At 70.8% G+C, this 13,515-nt stretch carries 12 protein-coding genes; 6 read left to right on the plus strand and 6 right to left on the minus strand.

Annotated features, from left to right (window positions below; translation table 11 throughout):
* Positions 1 to 315 precede the first annotated feature (315 nt).
* The 5 genes from BGP73_RS07730 to cseC all read left to right on the plus strand — a co-directional run bounded on the left by BGP73_RS07730 (position 316) and on the right by cseC (position 4,734).
* Entirely contained in the window at positions 316 to 1,197 is an 882-nt protein-coding gene (locus BGP73_RS07730) for an A/G-specific adenine glycosylase (protein ID WP_069813088.1), read from the plus strand.
* A 239-nt stretch (positions 1,198 to 1,436) separates the two neighbouring features.
* Complete coding sequence (locus BGP73_RS07735; protein WP_069813091.1) at positions 1,437 to 1,988, plus strand: SigE family RNA polymerase sigma factor; 552 nt, start codon at positions 1,437 to 1,439, stop codon at positions 1,986 to 1,988.
* 53 nt (positions 1,989 to 2,041) lie between these two features.
* On the plus strand, positions 2,042 to 2,599 hold the full coding sequence (locus BGP73_RS07740; protein WP_107474004.1) for a hypothetical protein: 558 nt from the start codon (positions 2,042 to 2,044) through the stop codon (positions 2,597 to 2,599).
* Between the two features lie 96 nt (positions 2,600 to 2,695).
* Positions 2,696 to 3,391 (plus strand): two-component system response regulator CseB, encoded by a 696-nt coding sequence (gene cseB / locus BGP73_RS07745; protein WP_069813093.1) that lies wholly within the window; start codon positions 2,696 to 2,698, stop codon positions 3,389 to 3,391.
* A 59-nt stretch (positions 3,392 to 3,450) separates the two neighbouring features.
* The gene (gene cseC / locus BGP73_RS07750; protein WP_069813945.1) at positions 3,451 to 4,734 is read left to right on the plus strand and encodes a two-component system sensor histidine kinase CseC; all 1,284 of its coding nucleotides are present in this window, start codon (positions 3,451 to 3,453) and stop codon (positions 4,732 to 4,734) included.
* Between the two features lie 125 nt (positions 4,735 to 4,859).
* Here the strand turns inward: cseC and BGP73_RS07755 are convergent, their stop codons facing one another.
* On the minus strand, positions 4,860 to 5,525 hold the full coding sequence (locus BGP73_RS07755; protein WP_069813095.1) for a M23 family metallopeptidase: 666 nt from the start codon (positions 5,523 to 5,525) through the stop codon (positions 4,860 to 4,862).
* Positions 5,526 to 6,279: 754 nt separating this feature from the next.
* Here BGP73_RS07755 and BGP73_RS07760 point away from each other — a divergent pair.
* Complete coding sequence (locus BGP73_RS07760) at positions 6,280 to 8,307, plus strand: NACHT domain-containing protein (RefSeq protein ID WP_079127323.1); 2,028 nt, start codon at positions 6,280 to 6,282, stop codon at positions 8,305 to 8,307.
* A gap of 75 nt (positions 8,308 to 8,382) precedes the next feature.
* Here BGP73_RS07760 and BGP73_RS07765 read toward each other — a convergent pair whose 3' ends face one another.
* The 5 genes from BGP73_RS07765 to BGP73_RS23030 form a co-directional block, all read right to left on the minus strand.
* A complete protein-coding gene (locus BGP73_RS07765) occupies positions 8,383 to 10,908 on the minus strand; it encodes an ATP-dependent Clp protease ATP-binding subunit (RefSeq protein ID WP_069813097.1) in 2,526 nt (841 codons plus the stop codon).
* Positions 10,909 to 11,670: 762 nt separating this feature from the next.
* A complete protein-coding gene (locus BGP73_RS07770; protein ID WP_069813100.1) occupies positions 11,671 to 12,000 on the minus strand; it encodes a histone-like nucleoid-structuring protein Lsr2 in 330 nt (109 codons plus the stop codon).
* A gap of 161 nt (positions 12,001 to 12,161) precedes the next feature.
* A complete protein-coding gene (locus BGP73_RS07775; protein WP_069813102.1) occupies positions 12,162 to 12,680 on the minus strand; it encodes an amino-acid N-acetyltransferase in 519 nt (172 codons plus the stop codon).
* 9 nt (positions 12,681 to 12,689) lie between these two features.
* The gene (locus BGP73_RS07780) at positions 12,690 to 13,085 is read right to left on the minus strand and encodes a BlaI/MecI/CopY family transcriptional regulator (RefSeq protein ID WP_079127325.1); all 396 of its coding nucleotides are present in this window, start codon (positions 13,083 to 13,085) and stop codon (positions 12,690 to 12,692) included.
* 210 nt (positions 13,086 to 13,295) lie between these two features.
* Complete coding sequence (locus BGP73_RS23030; RefSeq protein ID WP_170837786.1) at positions 13,296 to 13,469, minus strand: hypothetical protein; 174 nt, start codon at positions 13,467 to 13,469, stop codon at positions 13,296 to 13,298.
* Positions 13,470 to 13,515: the final 46 nt, after the last annotated feature.

Raw genomic sequence — 13,515 nt, forward strand, 5'->3', positions numbered from 1 at the left:
GGCGTCAAACATGAGTACGAGCATAAGGGCTCGGTGAGCCGTGGCCAGCCAACATTTCAACATACGGACCCATAAATGAGACGGGACTCGGCGGTGCCTTCTCCGCCCGAGGCAGCCGGCGGACACCGAGCGGCCCCCGACTGGACGGCGACCCGGGGCAGTTGGCCAGCGGCCCCGCCGGCTGTCGCCCCGGGCCCGGTGGATCGCCGGGGGCGTCCACACTGCGCCGACCCGGTCGGTTCGGCGGGGCAACTGGCCCCGGCACCGGCGCGCGGGGCGCCCGGTGCGCCCGCCGCGTGTCAGGATCGGGGTGCCATGAATGCCACCGCCGCCCTCCACGCCCTTGTCATCGACTGGTTCGACGAGCACGCCCGCGACCTGCCCTGGCGCCGCCCCGAAGCCGGAGCCTGGGGGGTGATGGTCAGCGAGTTCATGCTCCAGCAGACCCCGGTAGCCCGGGTGCTCCCCGTCTACGAGCAGTGGCTGTCCCGCTGGCCGCGCCCCGCGGACCTGGCCGCCGAATCCCCGGGCGAGGCGGTCCGCGCCTGGGGCCGGCTCGGCTACCCCAGGCGCGCGCTCCGACTGCACGGAGCCGCCGTCGCGATAGCGGAGCGACACGGCGGCGATGTGCCGCGCGACCACGCGAAGCTGCTGGCGCTGCCAGGAGTCGGCGAGTACACCGCCGCGGCCGTGGCCTCCTTCGCCTACGGCCAGCGGCACCCGGTGCTCGACACCAACGTGCGCCGGGTCTTCGCCCGCGCCGTGACGGGCACCCAGTACCCGCCCACCGCGACCACCGCGGCCGAGCGCCACCTCGCCCGGGGGCTGCTGCCCGCGGACGAGCCGACCGCCGCCCGCTGGGCCGCCTCCACGATGGAGCTGGGCGCTCTGGTGTGCACCGCCCGGAGCCCGGAGTGCGGGCGGTGCCCGATCGCCGCCCGCTGCGCCTGGCGGCTGGCGGGCTCCCCCGCGCACCAGGGTCCGCCCCGCCGGGGGCAGACGTATGTCGGCACCGACCGGCAGGTCCGCGGCAAGCTGCTCGCGGTCCTGCGGGAGGCGACCGGACCGGTGCCGCAGCAGGCCCTGGACGCGGTCTGGCACGAGCCCCTGCAGCGGGCCCGGGCGTTGGACGGCCTGGTCTCGGACGGCCTGGTGGAACCGCTGCCCGACGGCCGGTTCCGGCTGCCGGTGGGCTGAGCGGCCACAGGCCGACCGCCTGGCCCGGTGAGCCCCGGGCCAGGCGGTCGTCGAGGACCGGGACCACTCCGCCGCTTCGCCCCTTTTGTCCAGCGCCGTTACACAACTGTCGGAGAGTCGTGCGGCTCCCGACGGCCTAACCCACCCGGCACTGTTACAGCCCCTCCCTAGTTTCGTCCCGGTGAGCCGAGCCAACCGGCGGCCAGCGGTCAGGAATCGGGGAACGGAGGCGGTCCACCATGGCGGCGAGCAGCGAGGCACTGGGCTTCGAGGAGTACGTGCGGACCCGGCAGGACGCGTTGCTGCGCAGCGCCCGCCGACTGGTCCGCGACCCCCTGGACGCCCAGGACCTGGTGCAGACGGCTCTGGTCCGCACCTACGGCCGCTGGGAGGGGATCGCCGACAAGTCACTCGCCGACGCCTACCTCCGCCGGGTGATGATCAACACTCGGACCGAGTGGTGGCGGGCCCGGAAGCTGGAGGAGATCCCCACCGAGCAGCTGCCGGACGTCTCCGCGGTGGACGACGGGGCGGAGCAGCGCGCCGACCGGGCGCTCCTCATCGACCTGCTGCAGATGCTCACCCCCAAGCAGCGGAGCGTCGTCGTCCTGCGACACTGGGAGCAGATGAGCACGGCGGAGACGGCAACGGCCCTCGGTATGTCGGTGGGCACCGTCAAGAGCACCCTCCACCGCGCCCTGGCCCGGCTCCGCAAGGAGCTGGAGAGCCGGGAGATGGCCGTGCGGGAGCACGAAGGCGAGGATCGGGGGCGGAATCGGTGCACGGCCTGACACCCGCTGCCCGGCGCCCCGCGGTCCGCCACAGGCCGCGCCCGGTGGGCGCGGTGGGGGTCGCCACCGCGATCCTGCTGCTGGGCGGCTGCGGTCAGGGGAGCCAGGGCGTACGCGAGGAGGGCCCGGCGGAGAACGAACCGGTCGCCGCCCCCTCACCGACGGACCCCTCCCGGGCGCTCAGCAAGAAGGACGCCGCGGAGATCGTCAAGAGGGACCCGCGGGTCAGCCTGGAGGTCCGGGAGCGGCTGCGGCCCTGCCCGTCGAAGGAGCCGGAGGCCGACTACCCGATCGACGTCAGCTACGGCAGGGTCACCGGCGGGGCCGGCCCCGACGTCGTCATCAACATCACCACCTGTGGAGAGGCCCTCGGCCTCGGTTCGTACGTGTACCGGGTGCGGGGCCCCGGCTACGAGGGCGTCTTCGCCAACGAGGACTCGCCGGTCTACGCCAAGATCACGAACGGCGAGCTCCAGGTCACCAAGCCGCTCTACGCCTCCGGGGACGAGGTGTGCTGCCCCTCCGGCGAGGAGGTCACCACCTACACCTGGCAACATGACAGGTTCGCGCAGGTCGCCCGCACGAAGGCGGTGCGCAGCAAGGGGGACTAGGGGCCCGAAGGCCCGGACGAGACACCCCGGAGCCGCTCGGGACGCGGTGGAGGCACCACCTCCCGAGCCGGGCACCGGCAGCCTGAGGCAGGGGAGATGGCCGAGACCCATGTGCTCTTCGTCGAGGACGACGACGTGATCCGTGAGGCGACCCAGTTGGCGCTCGAGCGGGACGGCTTCCTGGTCACCGCGGCGCCGGACGGGTTGACCGGTCTGGAGCGGTTCCGCGCCGACCGGCCGGACATCGCGCTGCTGGACGTGATGCTGCCCGGGCTGGACGGAGTCAGTCTCTGCCGCAGGATCCGGGACGAGTCCACGGTGCCGGTGATCATGCTCTCCGCGCGCGCCGACTCCATCGACGTGGTGCTCGGGCTGGAGGCGGGCGCCGACGACTACGTCACCAAGCCCTTCGACGGGGCCGTACTGGTCGCGCGCATCCGCGCCGTGCTCCGGCGCTTCGGGCACGCCTCGGGTCCGGGCGGCGGCCGACCCGCCGGCGAGGGACCCGGCCCGCTCCGCTTCGGCGACCTGGAGGTCGACACCGAGGGCATGGAGGTCCGCCGCGGCGGGGAGCCCGTAGCGCTCACCCCGACCGAGATGCGGCTGCTGCTGGAGTTCTCCGCCGCCCCGGGCTCCGTCTTCTCCCGCGACCGGCTGCTGGAGCGGGTCTGGGAGTACGACTGGGACGGCGACACCCGGGTCGTGGACGTCCATGTGCAGCGGCTGCGCGCCAAGATCGGCCAGGAGCGGATCGAGACCGTCCGCGGCTTCGGCTACAAGTTGCGCGGCTGATCGGACCGATCCCCGTGCCGCAGCCGACCCCACCCACCCGCAGCCGCATACGCCGCTGGCTGCGCAACCGCCCGGGTGCCGGGCTGCGCTGGAAGGTCAGCGCAGCCATCGCCGTCGTCAGCGCGCTGGTGGCGATCGCGCTGAGCCTGGTGGTCCACAACGCGGCCCTGGCCTCGCTGCTCGACGGCAGCCGGGACGTGCAGGACGAACGCATCAAGTTCGCCCAGCGCATCTACGAGTCGACCAACCGGCTCAGCTTCGACTCCAAGATCGACGATCCGAAGCTGCCGCCGGAGCTGCGGGAGGTGGCCCTCACCGGGCAGCGCGCCACCTTCCTGGAGGACACCGGCGGCGGCGTGCCCGAGGTGTGGGCCGCGGTGCCGCTCGCCGACGGCAAGGTGCTCTCCATCCACACCCGCTTCGAGGACCGCTACACCGTCCTGCGCGATCTGGACCGGGCACTGGTGGTCGGCTCCGCCTCGGTGGTGCTCGGCGGCAGTGCCCTGGGGGTACTCGTCGGCGGCCGGCTGTCGCGAAGGCTGCGGAAGGCGGCCACAGCCGCCGGCAAGGTGGCGCAGGGGGACCGGGGTGTACGGGTCCGGGACGCGATCGGCGGCCGGGTGCGGGACGAGACCGACGAACTGGCGCGGGCCGTGGACGCCATGGCCGACGCGCTCGGGCAGCGGCTGGAGGCGGAGCGGCGGGTCACCGCGGACATCGCGCACGAGCTGCGGACCCCCGTGACCGGCCTGCTGACCGCCGCGGAACTGCTGCCGCCGGGGCGGCCCACCGAGCTGGTGCGGGACCGGGCCCAGGCGCTGCGGACCCTGGTGGAGGAGGTGCTGGAGGTGGCCCGGCTGGACAGCGCCGCCGAGCGAGCCGAGCTCCAGGAGATCGCGCTCGGCGAGTTCGTGGTCCGCAGGGTCAGGGTGCTCGCCCCGGAGGCGTCGGTGGCCGTCGTCAAGGACGCACAGGTGGAGACGGACCCCCGGCGGCTGGAGCGGGTGCTCGGGAACCTGCTGGCCAACGCCGCCGAGCACGGCCGCCCTCCGGTCCAGGTGACGGTGGACGGGCGGGCGCTGCGGGTGCGCGACCACGGCCCCGGCTTCCCCTCGGCGCTCCTGGCCGGCGGTCCGAGCCGGTTCCGCACCGGCAGCCGGGACCGGGCGGGCCGGGGCCACGGCCTGGGGCTGACCATCGCGGCCGGGCAGGCACGGGTGCTGGGGGCGCGTCTGACCTTCCGGAACGCTCCGGGCGGCGGCGCCGTCGCCGTGCTGCGCCTGCCCCACAGCGCGCCCACCGATACCGGCGGCATCGCCGTCGTCACCCCCCGACAGCGCTGAGCCCGGCGGCGGGCGGGGCGGGAGAGACGGGGCTCGGCGGGAAAACAGGGGCGGCCCCCGGAACGTTCTGTTCCAGGGGCCGCCCATCAGGGTCCGGCGTGAGCCGCCGCGGAGTGCGGGTCGCCTCAGAGGTTGACGCCGTGCTCCTTCATGAACTTCACCGGGTCGACAGCGGAGCCGTAGACCGGGGTGGTCCGGGTCTCGAAGTGCAGGTGCGGGCCGGTCGAGTTACCGGTGCTACCGGCCTTACCGATCTCCTCACCGGTGTTCACCTGCTCGCCGACCTTCACACCGATCTTCGACAGGTGACCGTACTGGGTGTAGGTGTTCGGACCGTGCTTCACCACGATGTTGTTCCCGTAGGAGCCACCCCAGCCGGCGTCCACGACGGTGCCCTTGTGGACGGACTTCACGGGGGTGCCGGTCGGCACGGCGAGGTCCTGACCGCTGTGCTTGTTGGACCAGTGGCTACCGCCGAGGCCGAAGGTCGAGCCGAGCTCGTACTTGTCGACCGGCTTCACCCAGGAGGCCTGCTTCGGCTTGGCGGCGCTCTTCTGCGGACCGTCGCCCTTCTGCTGGCCGTCGGTCTTCTGCTGGCCGTCGGTCTGGCTGGCGTCTACCGCCTTGGACACGGAACCGGCCGTGGTCGAGCCGAAGACGTCGCCCTGTGCGGCGAGCGCCACCCCGGTCCCCAACACGAGCGAGGTGCCCACACCGGCGGCCACGACGGCCGTACGACGGTTCATCTTGGGCTTGCCCGGGATGCGGAAGAACTGGGTGCGCTTCGTCATGGGGGTACCTCCGAAAGAAAAGGAATTGATCCGGCTACGGAAGTCCGTTGCTCGGAGCTTCGGACTGCTGGACTCCGGTCTCTGCCGGATCGCAATTCATTGGTAACCGCCGCTCGGCCCGACAACAAGGACCCCTTCTACTAAGCGGCCCCGTAGTCGCGGAATACCCGGGGAGCGCACCCGCCCCCAACTCTCGCGCCCCTTCCTGCCTGCGGAAACACCATCGATCCGGGGGTTTCCTCGCTGACCAGCGACGGTCTGCCGACCGGCCTTCACAGGCCTGACGAGATACCTGTCCGGTGGACCCGGAGCGGCACGGGACGAAAGTCCCGGGCGCATTCGAAAGGCTTCTCCTAATTCCGCTAGTAAGTGATCCAGGTCATGTGCGGCACGTCACTCCAAGGCAGGAGCGGACCCTCCCCGAAGGGACTTTCGGCCTGTCCGATCTCCTCTGCCGGAACGGAATTCCGGCCGAGCCGACCGACTTCGCGCACCCCCGCGAGAAGTCCCTACCGCAGGGCCGCGCCGACCACTCTCCGGATTCGGCGCCATACGGAGTGTGCCCACGGTGCGGCCGGACGCGCACGCCATCGGTGGCGGAAGACCCCGGATCCGGGAGGTCTCCGGGCCGCTCGCCGACGCGGGTGGGCCACGGCCGACGCGCGCGGCCTGCCGGGGCCACGGGGCAGCCCTTAGCCTGGGAGGCCGGAATCGCTCTCTGCTGTCGTATGGCCACAAAGGGGGAAGAACGGGGATGGATCCTGCGGATACCGCGTTCGAGGAGCAGTACGCCAAGGACATCGTCACCGGCCACAACCACCTCACCATCTACGGGATCGACCTCACGCGTTCCGCCGACAGGTGGCCGCTGGACGCCGCATACCTGAGCCTGGAGGCCGAGTCCGGCCCCGACGCCGCCACCGCCTCGCCCCACCCGCGCCCCGCGCTCCCGGCCGAGCAGGCCATGGCCGGCAGCGAGCGGGTGCTGCTGCGCGGGGCGGCCGGATCGGGCAAGACCACACTGGTGCAGTGGCTCGCCGTCTCCACCGCCCGCGGGGACCTGCCCACCGCGCTCTCCGCCCTCCGGGGCCGGGTCCCGTTCGTACTGCCGGTGCGGCGCTTCCCCGGCGGGCGGCTGCCGGCGCCCGAAGCCTTCCTCTCCGCCGTGCGCTACCCGGGGGCCGGCGCCGCTCCGCCCGGCTGGGCGGAGCGGGTACTCCGGGCCCGCCGCGGCCTGCTGCTCGTCGACGGGATCGACGAGGCCCCGCAGTCGCGGCGCGAGCAGCTGGGCCAGCAGCTCCTCCGGCTGCTGCGGGACTACCCGGGCAACATCTGGCTGGTCACCTCCCGGCCGTCCGCGGTCCGCGACGGCTGGCTGACCTCCGCGGGCTTCGAGGAGTTCCGGCTCACCCCGCTCAGCCGGGAGAACGTGGAGCGGTTCGTCCGGCGCTGGCACTCGGCGGTCCGCGCCGAGGGCGCCCGCGACCTCGACCGGATCAGCGAGTACGAGCGGACCCTGCTCGACACCGTCCGCATCAACCGGGAGCTGGGGCGGCTGGCCACCAATCCGCTGCTCTGCGGTCTGCTCTGCGCCCTCCACCGGGACCGCCGCGGCTACCTGCCGCGCGGCCGGAAGGCGCTCTACGACGCCGCGCTGTCGATGCTGCTGGAACGCCGTGACCGGGAGCGCGCCATGGCCCCGCCGGACGGCATCGACCTGCCGCAGGAACCCAAGATCCGGCTGTTACAGAAGCTCGCGCACTGGATGCTGGTCAACGGCCGCTCCGAGATGGACCGCGAGGAGGCGCTGGAGATCCTCACCGCACACCTGCCGTCCATACCCGAGGCGATGCGGCAGGGCGGGCCGGAGGAGATCTTCCGTCACCTGCTGGACCGGACCGGTCTACTGCGGGAGCCCACCCCCGGCTCGGTGGACTTCGTGCACCGGACCTTCCAGGACTATCTGAGCGCGCGGGCCATCGTCGAACGCCACGACTTCGACTTCCTGATCGACCACGCCCACCACGACGACTGGGAGGAGGTGGTCAGGATGTCGGTCGCCCTGGCCCGTCCCGACGAGTGCGCCTACCTCCTGGACGGCCTGCTCGGCGCCCGTCCCGGCAGCAAGGCGGTGCACGCCCGGCACCGCAAGCTGCTGGCCGCCGCCTGCCTGGAGCACGCCACCGAGCTGGGGCCCGAGGTCCGCCAGCGGGTCCAGCGCTTCACCCGCAACCTGGTCCGGCCCGCGAAGGAGGAGAGCGCCCGCGCCCTGGGCTGGATCGGCCCCATCGCGCTGGAGATGCTCCCCGATCCCACGGACCTCACGGACGAGGAGGCCGACCGGCTCGCCATCACGGCCACCTCGGTCGCCGACGACCGGGCCATCGACTACCTCGTGCGCCTGCGGCACCGGAGCTCCTGGCACATCCGCTCCCGGCTGGCCAACGCCTGGCGCCGCTACGACACCGAGCGGTACGCCGACGAGATCATCGCCCACCTGGACGAGCAGCAGCTGGACTTCCCGGTCTCCAGCCTGGCCGAGCTGCACGCACTGCGCCGGCTCGGCGGCCGGCCGGCCATCCAGATAGCCGGCCACTTCACCCCGGAGCAGCTGCTCGACGGGCTGGTGGCCGAGCGGCTGGAGCAGCTGTGGCTCGCCTACGACCTGAAGGTGAGCCTGGAGTGGCTCAGCGCCTTCCCCCGACTGCACACCCTCACCGTGAGCAAGAACGCGCTGCCGGCCGAGGGGGTCCCGGAGGGCATCCGGATGGTGGTCGTCTGAGGCACCGGGACCGAGACGGCTCGAAAACGCGGACGGCGCCCGGGAACACCGTTCCCGGGCGCCGTCCGTTCGGACTCAGACGTCCTTGGTGAGGTTCGGCCCGGAGCCACCGGCCGCCGACTCGATCGGCGGGAGGTCCGGCAGCGCGCTCTTCTCCTCGCCGCGGAAGGTGAACGTGGCTTCCTCGCCCTCACCCTCCACGTCCACGACCACGATGTGGCCGGGGCGCAGCTCGTTGAAGAGGATCTTCTCCGAGAGCTGGTCCTCGATCTGCCGCTGGATGGTGCGGCGCAGCGGCCGGGCGCCGAGCACCGGGTCGTAGCCCCGCTTGGCCAGCAGCGACTTTGCTTCCGAGCTGAGCTCGATGCCCATGTCCCGGTCCTTGAGCCGCTCGTCGACCTTGTCCAGCATGAGGTCGACGATCTGGATGATGTCGTCCTCGGAGAGCTGGTGGAAGACCACCGTGTCGTCGACACGGTTCAGGAACTCCGGCCGGAAGTGCTGCTTCAGCTCGTCGTTGACCTTGGCCTTCATCCGGTCGTACCCGGTCTTGACGTCGCCCTGGGCGGCGAAGCCCAGGTTGAAGCCCTTGGAGATGTCCCGGGTGCCGAGGTTGGTCGTCATGATGATGACCGTGTTCTTGAAGTCCACCACCCGGCCCTGGGAGTCGGTCAGCCGACCGTCCTCCAGGATCTGCAGCAGCGAGTTGAAGATGTCCGGGTGGGCCTTCTCGACCTCGTCGAAGAGGACCACCGAGAACGGCTTCCGGCGCACCTTCTCCGTCAGCTGGCCGCCCTCCTCGTAGCCCACGTAACCGGGCGGGGAGCCGAACAGCCGCGAGACGGTGTGCTTCTCGCTGAACTCGGACATGTCGAGCTGGATCAGCGCCTCCTCGTCACCGAAGAGGAACTCGGCCAGCGTCTTGGAGAGCTCGGTCTTACCGACACCGGACGGACCGGCGAAGATGAACGAGCCACCGGGACGCTTGGGGTCCTTCAGACCGGCACGGGTGCGCCGGATCGCCTGGGAGAGCGCCTTGATGGCGTCCTTCTGGCCGATGACCCGCTTGTGGAGCTCGTCCTCCATGCGGAGCAGCCGGGAGGACTCCTCCTCGGTCAGCTTGAAGACCGGGATGCCCGTGGCGGTGGCCAGGACCTCGGCGATCAGCTCTTCCTCGACCTCGGCGACGACGTCCATGTCGCCGGCCTTCCACTCCTTCTCCCGCTTGGCCTTCTGCGCCAGCAGCTGCTTCTCCTTGTCGCGGAGCGAAGCCGCCTTCTCGAAGTCCTGGGAGTCGATGGCCGACTCCTTGTCCCGGCGGACACCGGCGATCTTCTCGTCGAACTCGCGGAGGTCCGGCGGAGCGGTCATCCGGCGGATGCGCATCCGGGAACCCGCCTCGTCGATCAGGTCGATCGCCTTGTCCGGCAGGAAGCGGTCGGAGATGTAGCGGTCCGCCAGGGTGGCGGCCGCCACCAGCGCCGAGTCCGTGATGGAGACGCGGTGGTGCGCCTCGTAGCGGTCGCGCAGCCCCTTGAGGATCTCGATGGTGTGCGGCAGCGAGGGCTCGGCCACCTGGATGGGCTGGAAGCGGCGCTCCAGGGCCGCGTCCTTCTCCAGGTGCTTGCGGTACTCGTCGAGCGTCGTCGCACCGATGGTCTGGAGTTCCCCGCGGGCCAGCATCGGCTTGAGGATGCTGGCGGCGTCGATCGCGCCCTCGGCGGCACCCGCACCCACCAGGGTGTGGAGCTCGTCGATGAACAGGATGATGTCGCCGCGGGTGCGGATCTCCTTGAGCACCTTCTTCAGGCGCTCCTCGAAGTCACCGCGGTAGCGGGAGCCGGCGACCAGCGCGCCCAGGTCAAGGGTGTAGAGGTGCTTGTCCTTGAGGGTCTCGGGCACCTCGCCCTTGACGATCGCCTGCGCCAGGCCCTCGACGACCGCCGTCTTGCCGACGCCGGGCTCACCGATGAGCACCGGGTTGTTCTTCGTACGGCGGGAGAGCACCTGCATGACCCGCTCGATCTCCTTCTCGCGCCCGATGACCGGGTCGAGCTTGGACTCCCGAGCGGCCTGGGTGAGGTTCCGGCCGAACTGGTCGAGCACCAGGGACGTGGAGGGGGTGCCCTCGGCAGGACCGCCCGCGGTGGCGGTCTCCTTGCCCTGGTAACCGGAGAGCAGCTGGATGACCTGCTGCCGCACCCGGTTGAGATCGGCACCCAGCTTCACCAGGACCTGGGCGGCGACGCCCTCGCCCTCACGGATCAGGCCGAGCAGGATGTGCTCGGTGCCGATGTAGTTGTGGCCGAGCTGAAGGGCCTCGCGGAGCGACAGCTCCAGCACCTTCTTGGCACGGGGAGTGAAGGGGATGTGCCCGGACGGGGCCTGCTGGCCCTGGCCGATGATCTCCTCCACCTGCTGGCGGACCGCCTCGAGCGAAATCCCGAGGCTCTCCAGGGCCTTAGCGGCGACACCTTCACCCTCGTGGATCAGACCCAGGAGGATGTGCTCGGTGCCGATGTAGTTGTGGTTGAGCATCCGGGCTTCTTCCTGAGCCAGGACGACAACCCGCCGCGCACGGTCGGTGAACCTCTCGAACATCGTTAATCGCTCCTCAGAGCGGTCAGGCAGATCGGGGACGGTCCCCTCCCTGTCCTTCCGCAGCTTAGTCCCGCAAGCGGGGACCGCTCATTCCAACTGCCGACATCCGCCCGGTTCACCCGCACCAGTGCGGAGAACCCACCTGCCGAATCGCCGACAATCGCTCCAACCCGATGGTGGGAGAGGATGTTCCCGCAGGCCAGACGGACAGCCTCGATACCGCTACGCCGACGGCGAACGCCCCTCCGCCGCGGTCCGCACGCCTCCCTCCTCACCAGGCAATTGTCTACCCCCACGGGGGGACACTCCATGCGGCGCGGACCGGTTCCATCAGCTACGGGCGAACACCCTTGCGCCCCCTGAGTGCGCTGACACGCCCCGCCCCTCACTACTGTCCGTACCCGCATATCGACATACCGTAACTCTAACGGCTCGATCCACGGGCTGATCAAGGGGAGGGGAGAAAGAGGAAGGCAGGGGCGGTGCCGACCCGACCTCGCGGCCCAGCGGCGGGAGACGGTCTTCAGCAGTGGGAGACGGCCAGCGGGAGCGGCCGGATCCGGCTCGGCGCCCCAGGACGCCCCTCCGGGGCCGTCGCCCGGGCGCCCGGGCCCGCCCCCGGCCCGGCCGGGTGTTCGGTCCCGAACACCCGCGCACGGCGGCGGAGGGCGGGACGGGGGCGCTGACACCACCCCCGCTCCCCTGGAGCCGCCGGCCAAGGCGGCCGCGGAGCGCCACCGAGCCCGCCCGCGCGCCCGCCGGTCAGCCGTTCGCCTTCTCGTAGGCCTCGCGCACCGTCGCCGGCACCCGTCCGCGGTCGTTCACCTCGTAGCCGTTCTCCTTCGCCCAGGCACGGATCTTGGCCGTGTCCTGGCTGCCGCCGGTTGCGGCGCGCGACTTGCGCCCCGCGGCACGACCCCCGGTACGGCGGCCGTTCTTGGCGTAGGGCTCGAGGAGACTCCGGAGCTTCTCCGCATTGGCGGTGGTGAGGTCGATCTCGTAGGTCTTGCCGTCCAGCGCGAACGTCACCGTCTCGTCCGCCTCGCCGCCGTCGAGGTCATCGACAAGAAGGACCTGAACCTTCTGTGCCACCGGATTCCCTTTCATCGAAAATGCAGTTACGACGGAAAGGAAACCGCCTTTCCCGCAAAAACTCAAACCCTCCGCTGAGCTTCACTACAACACCGCCACGAGAAACATGCGCGTTTCGGACATAGCGCATGTGCCGACCCCGCCGCGAATAGCGCCACCGATCACAGCTGAAGAAGCATGCGGCTGTTGCCCAGGGTGTTCGGCTTCACTCGTTCGAGGCCCAGGAACTCGGCGACCCCTTCGTCATAGGAACGCAGCAGCTCACTGTAGACATCGCCGTCCACCGGGGTGTCCCCGATCTCCACGAAGCCGTGCTTGAGGAAGAAGTCGAGTTCGAAGGTGAGGCAGAAAATTCTGCGCACCCCGAGCCAGCGGGCGGTCTCCAACAACCTGGCGAGGAGCTGGTGCCCCACCCCCGTGCCCCGCAGCTCCGGATCGACCGCCAGGGTGCGCACCTCGGCGAGGTCTTCCCACATCACGTGCAGTGCGCCGCAGCCGACGACCTCGGCGTCCGCGCCCCGTTCGGCCACCCAGAACTCCTGGATGTCCTCATAAAGGGTCACCGTCGGTTTGTCGAGCAGGATACGGTCTCGAGCGTAAGCGTCGATGAGTTGGCGGACCCTGGGCACATCACGCGTACGGGCCCGCCGGACAGTGACCTCTTTTGATACTGGGGACATGGTGGGACGCTATCGTCCCGGCCGTTCGCCGTCGTCATCGGGACCGCCGAGTTGCACGACCCGCATGGCGTCGCGAAGCGCTTCCCGCTGTTCCGCCGACATCATGCCGAAGAACGCCACAAGGGCCGCCGCCGGGTTGTCACTGGTCGACCACGCTTCGTTCATGAGTGCGGCCGAGTAGGCGGAGCGGGTGGAGACGGCCTCATATAGATAGGCCCGGCCTTCCTGCCTACGACGCACCCAGCCCTTCTGGTGCAGGTTGTCCAATACGGTCATGACCGTGGTGTAGGCGATGGAGCGTTCTCGCTGCAGATCTTCCAGCACTTCCCTTACCGTGACCGGGCGGTTCCACTCCCACACCCGCGTCATCACGGCGTCTTCCAGTTCACCCAGTTGTCGAGGCACGCGTAAACAATAGTGCTGGATGTCCTGAATGAGGGGTCGCGTCGATCGGCCGACCTGATCAGAAAAGGTGAGGCCGAAGGGAACGGGGATTCCCCCACCGCACAACCGTCCGCCCGCCGGGCTCGGGGCACCGCCAGCCGCTCGGGGCCGGAGCCCCGAGCGGGCAGGGGCGACCGCCGGCCGGACGCACCGGCCGGTCACCCGCCGGACTCAGGCCCCGTCGTCGCTCCGGACCGTCGCGTCCGCCCGGGACAGCGCGGCGTCGACCGCCGCGTCCTCCTTGGCCTTGTTGGCTCCGCCCTGGTTCTTCACGATCGTCATGATCAACGCGGTGAAGAGCACGGCCATCACCGCGGGCGGCAGCAGGGCGTAGACGTATTCCATGCCTCCAGAGTAGCCAGCCGCCAGCGGGCGCCGGCGGCAGCCCCGC

Source organism: Streptomyces sp. TP-A0874 (assembly GCF_001748085.1).
Taxonomy (GTDB): domain Bacteria; phylum Actinomycetota; class Actinomycetes; order Streptomycetales; family Streptomycetaceae; genus Streptomyces.

Excerpts from the sequence above, each read along its gene's own strand:
- BGP73_RS07730 (WP_069813088.1), top strand. The coding sequence starts at position 316 with ATGAATGCCACCGCCGCCCTCCACGCCCTTGTCATCGACTGGTTCGAC.
- BGP73_RS07735 (WP_069813091.1), top strand. The coding sequence starts at position 1,437 with ATGGCGGCGAGCAGCGAGGCACTGGGCTTCGAGGAGTACGTGCGGACC.
- cseB (WP_069813093.1), top strand. The coding sequence starts at position 2,696 with ATGGCCGAGACCCATGTGCTCTTCGTCGAGGACGACGACGTGATCCGT.
- BGP73_RS07755 (WP_069813095.1), bottom strand. The coding sequence starts at position 5,525 with ATGACGAAGCGCACCCAGTTCTTCCGCATCCCGGGCAAGCCCAAGATG.
- BGP73_RS07760 (WP_079127323.1), top strand. The coding sequence starts at position 6,280 with ATGGATCCTGCGGATACCGCGTTCGAGGAGCAGTACGCCAAGGACATC.
- BGP73_RS07765 (WP_069813097.1), bottom strand. The coding sequence starts at position 10,908 with ATGTTCGAGAGGTTCACCGACCGTGCGCGGCGGGTTGTCGTCCTGGCT.
- BGP73_RS07775 (WP_069813102.1), bottom strand. The coding sequence starts at position 12,680 with ATGTCCCCAGTATCAAAAGAGGTCACTGTCCGGCGGGCCCGTACGCGT.
- BGP73_RS23030 (WP_170837786.1), bottom strand. The coding sequence starts at position 13,469 with ATGGAATACGTCTACGCCCTGCTGCCGCCCGCGGTGATGGCCGTGCTC.